Annotated in this window: 5 protein-coding genes; all 5 read right to left on the reverse strand. The window is 60.6% G+C overall.

What is annotated here, in order from left to right:
- On the reverse strand, window positions 1-685 hold a 685-nt coding region (ccmC, locus tag EPO09_RS17170; RefSeq protein ID WP_290644833.1), incomplete at its 3' end, for a heme ABC transporter permease CcmC.
- 35 nt (window positions 686-720) lie between these two features.
- Window positions 721-1,389, reverse strand: a complete 669-nt coding sequence (gene ccmB, locus EPO09_RS17175; RefSeq protein ID WP_290644835.1) for a heme exporter protein CcmB — start codon at window positions 1,387-1,389, stop codon at window positions 721-723.
- Window positions 1,389-2,060 carry a cytochrome c biogenesis heme-transporting ATPase CcmA gene (ccmA, locus tag EPO09_RS17180; protein WP_290644837.1) on the reverse strand — a complete coding sequence of 224 codons (672 nt, stop codon included), beginning with the start codon at window positions 2,058-2,060 and terminating at the stop codon, window positions 1,389-1,391. Before ccmA ends, ccmB begins: the two co-directional genes overlap by 1 nt.
- A 125-nt stretch (window positions 2,061-2,185) precedes the next feature.
- Window positions 2,186-3,409, reverse strand: coding sequence for an efflux RND transporter periplasmic adaptor subunit (locus EPO09_RS17185; RefSeq protein WP_290644839.1), 1,224 nt, complete (start codon window positions 3,407-3,409; stop codon window positions 2,186-2,188).
- 27 nt (window positions 3,410-3,436) lie between these two features.
- The coding region (locus EPO09_RS17190) for an efflux RND transporter permease subunit (RefSeq protein WP_290644841.1) at window positions 3,437-6,086 on the reverse strand (2,650 nt) is incomplete at its 5' end.

A 6,086-nucleotide genomic window follows, 5' to 3' on the forward strand; every position in this document is an offset into this window, starting at 1 on the left:
TGCCCACCAACATCGTGCTGGCCATGGTCGGCGCAGCCTTGAAGCTGATGGAGGCCCCTTGATGCAAGGTGTTCCACCATTGCACAGAGAAATAGATCACCGGCACATTGACCACCCCCACCAGTGCCAGCAAAGCACCTGCCTTGTCGCCTTTGCGAGGATCATCAGTGGCAGCCTGCAAAGCCATGAAGCCGATATAGAGAAACAGCAAGATGAGTTCGGATGTCAAACGCGCATCCCAGACCCACCAGGTCCCCCAGGTTGGCTTGCCCCACAAGGCGCCGGTCCACAGCGCCAGAAACGTGAACAAGGCACCAGTGGGCGCCAGCGCGCGCGCCATCATCGACGACAGGCGCGTGTTGAGTACCCAGCCCAGGCCAGCCCAAAATGCCATCACGACGTAGATCAGCATGGACAACCAGGCCGCTGGCACATGCACGAAGATGATGCGATAGGCATCCCCCTGCTGATGATCGGTTGGCGCAACAAAGAACCCCACGTACAGGCCGATCAAGGTCAACGACAAGGCCAGCACAAGCAGCCAAGGCACAAGGCGACCAGCCCATGGATAAAAACGCTGAGGCGCCGCGAACTGCCACAGCCATGGGCTCGAGCCGAAGTGAGAACGGCCATCCGGTTTGAGTTGTCTGCGATTCGCGTTTGAAAAATCTGGTGCCAAGGTCATGATCTGTACATCCTCTCAGTGACTGTCTGCGGGGATCAGTCCATCGCGACGCGCAAGGCCGTCGCTGCAGCCCAAGGCGCCAGGACGGCTGAAGCCGCCAGCACACCCGCCAGCAATTGAAGATGGGCGGCAGCGCCGAGCCCACTGGCCTGCGCCCCCACCGCACTGGCACCGAAAATCAACACGGGGATATACAAAGGCAGCACCAGCAAGGCGATCAACACACCGCCGCCTCGCAAGCCCAGCGTCAACGCCGCACCAATCGCACCTATCAGGCTGAGCACAGGTGTCCCCAAGAGCAAGCTGGCAACCAGCACGGAGATGGCGTCGCCAGGCAAGTCGAACTGCAACGCCAGTACCGGGGCCAGCGCCACCAACGGCAGGCCGGATACCAGCCAGTGCGCCAACACCTTCGCCGCCACGATCACACTCAAAGGTTCTGGCGATAGCAACAGTTGCTCCAGCGTGCCGTCTGCGTGATCGAGCGCGAACAAACGCCCCAAGGAGAGCATGCTGGCCAACAAGGCAGCCACCCACAGTACCCCCGGCGCCATGGTGCGCAGCAGATCCCGCTCGGGCCCAACGCCAAGAGGAAACAGCGAAACCACCATCAGAAAGAAGAACAAGGTGCTCAGCACGTCCGAACGGCGTCGAAACGCCAGCAAGGTATCGCGCCGGATCACGGCCCAAAAAACCACCCACATCAAACCGCCTCGAGCCCTTGTATGGCATCCGCTTGCGGCGCATCAAGAACCAACTCCTGGACACGCTTTGCATTCAGGTGCTGGGTCTGGTGTGTCGTGTAAATCAACGCTGCCCCCAACGCCAACCGTTCGTTCAACAAATCTGTCAGAACGGAAACGGACTCCAGGTCCAGCGCCACGAATGGCTCGTCCAGCACCAATAGGCTACCCGTGGCGCTCGATGTGGGTGCGAGCGCCAGCCTTGCCAGCGCCACTCGCCTGCGTTGCCCCTGAGACAACACGCGGGCTGGCAACTCCGAACGGCCCCGCAAGCCCACACGCTCCAGGGCGTGCAGCGCTTGAACCCGGGTGCAGGCACGACCAGACAGCAAGGCGCTCATCTGCACGTTTTCCAGCGCGCTCAAGTCATCTTTCAACCCTTGCCCATGCCCTATGTAGGTCAAGGCCTGATGAAAAGCATCCCGATGACCATGGACAGACAAACCATTCCAGCGCACCTCGCCATCAGCGGGCTCAGCCAGGCCGCACAGCACGCGCAAAAGACTGGTCTTGCCACTGCCGTTGCGACCGGCCACGCGCATTGCCTCACCAGCCCCAAGCTCAAAGCTCACACCGGAAAACAGCTTGCGATTACCGCGGGCATAGGCTAGCTGGCTGGCCTGCAAAGTCATGTCAATCCGTTCACCATGTCTACAACAGTGGAAGGACTGTATGCACGAGCCTTCAATCGACAAAGTAATGAATCCGCAGATCCTTATGCAATCAATTTGGATCTGGCAAATTCAAGGTGCGACCTTCATGACTTGGAAGCACTACCCTGCTGAGGCTTTGGCTCCGGGGGCACTTCGCGCTTGGCCACACGCTCGCCCTCCTCAATCGTGTCATGGGGATTCAGGATCACCTCGTCCTTGGGTGACAGACCTGCGGTTACCTCAACCGCACGCCCAAGATCTCGTCCCAGCTTGACCTGTCGCAAGGCAATCTTGTCGCCCTCGGCGATGACCGCCACACGAGGGCCATCCTGGCGGAACTGCAAGGTATTGGGCGGCACAAGCAAGGCCTTGGTCGAACCACTGAGCGGCAAGGCCACTTCAACATATGCGCCAGGCAGCAGCTTGCCATCCTTGTTGGGCAGGGACACTTCAACCTGCACAGAGCGCGTGGCCACGTCTACACCGCCGGAAACGCGTGTGATGGAACCCTTGAACGGCGCATTCGGTTTCTCAATCAGCTTGACGGATACCTCCTTGCCCACGCTCACATCGCCCACGTAGACTTGGGGAACGGCGACCGTCAGGCGCAATGCATCGCTTTGCGCCAGATAGAACAGCTCCTTCGTGTTGCTGGCACTACCCGCCGCTACCAGTGCACCCACATCCACATTGCGTCGCACCACCACCCCGTCAAAGGGCGCCACGATGCGCCCGAAATCATGCAATTGCTGAAGGCGCCGCACATTGGCCTGTGATGCGGCCAGGTCAGCAGAGGCTTGCTGCTGGGCAGCACGCCGCTCATCCAGTTCCTGCTGCGACACAGCATCACGCTGGCGCAAGCCTTCCCATCGCTGTAAGGACGATTGCGTCAATGCCAGGCGGGCGCGAATTTGCTCCAGCGTGGCCTTGGCCTGGGCCAGATCCTGATCCACTTCGGGGGTATCGATCAAAGCCAGCACATCCCCCTTCTTGACCTTGTCCCCAATGTCCTTCTTCCAGGCTTTGACATAGCCATTGGTTCTGGCATAGATCGCCGCTTCGTTCTGTCCACGCAGGGTCGCAGGCAAGGCCACAGTGCGCTGGCCTTGTCCGGGCTTGGGATGCGTGAACAGGACCGTCTTGAGCGCATTGGCATGGGTACTGGACTCAACGGACTTGGCCTGAGCCACGTTCACGTAAGTGCGCACGCCGGCACCGGTCAACAGCAAGGCCAGTGTCAATAGCCCCCATCGGCGAGCACGGCGGATCGGGCGCTTGTCCGACGCAATCGGCCAAGCGGTTTCCGGGGTAGAGGAAGGAGAGCTCATACAAATTCCATCAGGAGCCATAGGGCATCAGGCCTCAAGGGGGGCAGACGCCCCTTGCGCGAGTGGGTTGGGCGCACGTGACTGCAACCAGCGGTGCACGCCAGCAAAAACGAGAGGAACGAAGATCAAGGTGGACACGGTGGCGAACGTCAAGCCGCCGATGACGGCGCGGCCCAACGGCGCGTTCTGCTCGGCGCCCTCGCCTACGCCCAGCGCCATGGGCACCATGCCGATGATCATGGCCAGTGCGGTCATCAAGACAGGACGCAGGCGAGTCGAGCCCGCATCAAGCGCGGCTCGCATGGGCGGTACCCCGGACGCCAGCCTTTGCCGTGCAAACGACACCACCAGGATGCTGTTGGCCGTGGCCACACCCACCGTCATGATGGCGCCAGTCAACGCGGGCACAGACAAGGGCGTGCCTGAGATGTAAAGCATCCACGCGATGCCGGCCAACGCCGCAGGCAAAGCTGTCACGATGATCAGTGCATCCAGCCAGGACTGGAAATTGACCACGATGAGCATGTAGACCAACACGACGGCCAGGAGCAGGCCCCATGCCAGAGACACGAACGAGGTCTTCAGCGTCTCGATCTGACCGCGCACCGTGATCTCGGAGCCACGCGGCAGTTTCTCGCGGGCCTTGTCGATGAGCTTTTCAATATCGGCATACGTGCTGGCCAGATCGCGGCCATCCACGCTGGTGTAGATGTCGATGACAGGCGCGATGTTGTAGTGGGATACATTGCCCTGCTGGCTACCCGACTTGACCTGAACGACGTTGCCCAGTAGTTGCGGCTCCTTCGTTTGTCCATTGAGCGCCGGGCCGTTGACCGGGATGCTCAACATGGCGCCCAGGCTGTCAATGTCTCGCTGTGGCGTTTGCACGGCCACGTTGTAAACACTGCCGTTGGCTTCATTCAGCCAATACGTGGGCGCCGTCTGGAAGCTTGAACTCAAGGACACCATCAGGTTCTGAGCCACATCACGCGCAACCAGGCCTGTCTGCGCCAGACTGGACCTGTCCATCTCCAGATTCAGGGTACGCCGGTTGAAGCGCTGATAAAGGATGGTGTCAACGGCGCCAGGCACCTGCTTGACCTGATTGAGCAGTTCGCTGGCCACCGCGAGGTTCTCCTCCGTCTTGGTGCCCTGTACCTGGATGTCGATCGGCGCGCTCACCCCGAAGTTCAGCGTCTGGCTGATCATGTCGGCCGGCTGGAAATAGAACTCGTTGCCAGGAAACTCCCTGGGCAAGGCTGATCGCAATTTGCGAATGTGCTCAGCCGTGGGCGCATGCTCACGGGGCAGCGTGACCATGATCTCCACATCACTGCTGTCGAAAGTGCCGTTCGTGTTGTAGAGAGTGTTGTACGGCGTATAGGGTCCACCAACGATGTCCACGATGCTGGCCACTTCCTGCGCGCCGATCAGCTCGCGCACACGCTTCTCAACCTTGTCAACGAACGAAGGCATTTCCTCCAGGCGGGTGCCCAGCGGGGCACGCACGTGCAGGCGGATCTGACCGGCATCCACGGCCGGAAAGAAGTCTTGCCCCAACACGGCAAACAGCCCAGTGGAGAGCAAACAGAAAGCCAGAAAGCCGCCACCAAACATCACCTTGCGTTGCAACAAGGCTGCCAACACAACGGTATAGCCCTGTCGCAGCTTTTCAAACCACGCTTCGAACGCCAGGTGAACGCGACGCAAACGACCAGGCGCTTCCAGGCCGCTGCCAGCGTGTCTAGCCTGGTGCTGCATCAGGTACATCACCAGCGTGGGCACCAAAGTGCGGGACAGCACGTATGACGCCAGCATGGCAAACACCACAGCCTCGGCCAGGGGAATGAACAGCTTGCCTGCGACGCCCGTGAGGAAGAACATCGGCACGAAGGCGATGCAGATGCACAGCGTGGCCACAAAGGCTGGCCCGGCGATTTCTGCCGCGCCGTCGAGAATCGCCTGATGTGGGCGTTTGCCCATGTGGAGGTGTCGCTCCACGTTCTCGATCTCCACCGTCGCGTCATCCACAAGGATACCGACCGCCAGGGCAAGGCCGCCCAGGGTCATGATGTTGATCGTCTGCCCGATCAGGTGCAGCAGGAACAAGGAGCACAAGATGGACAGCGGAATCGACACCGCAATGATCGCGGTGCTGCGCCAGTTGCCAAGGAACAGCAGCAACAAGGCTGCCGTCAGGGTTGCTGCGGTCAGCGCCTCATGAATAACCGACTTGATCGCGGCCCCGACAAAGACGGACTGGTCCGCCAACGAGGTCACGGTGATGTCCTCGGGCAGTGCCAGCACGGCCTTGGGCAGCTCACTGCGTATGGCGTCAATGATGTCCAGCGTCGAGGCCCCACCGTTCTTGAGCACGGTCATCAGCAAGCCACGTTCTCCATCACGACGTACCACGTTGGTCTGCGGCTGATAGCCATCTCGCACTTGTGCCACATCACGCACATACACGGTGGCGCCATTGACCGTCGTGATGGGAATGTCGCCCAAAGCAGCCATGTTGCCGGGCGAGCCATTGAGCGCCACACTGACTTCCTGAGCGCCGATCTTGGCTGTGCCAGAAGGCAGGGTCAGGTTCTGCGCGCTCAGCGCGTTGACCACATCAACCGCCGTCAGTCCTCTCGCGGCCAGGGCCTGACCATTGATATCGATCTGGACC

Origin of the sequence: Aquabacterium sp., assembly GCF_004297345.1 — a bacterium.
Classification (GTDB): Bacteria; Pseudomonadota; Gammaproteobacteria; order Burkholderiales; family Burkholderiaceae_C; genus Aquabacterium.

What these genes read in the sequence shown, in the direction of transcription:
- ccmB (WP_290644835.1), bottom strand. Translation starts at nt 1,389, where the DNA reads ATGTGGGTGGTTTTTTGGGCCGTGATCCGGCGCGATACCTTGCTGGCG.
- ccmA (WP_290644837.1), bottom strand. Translation starts at nt 2,060, where the DNA reads ATGACTTTGCAGGCCAGCCAGCTAGCCTATGCCCGCGGTAATCGCAAG.
- EPO09_RS17185 (WP_290644839.1), bottom strand. Translation starts at nt 3,409, where the DNA reads ATGAGCTCTCCTTCCTCTACCCCGGAAACCGCTTGGCCGATTGCGTCG.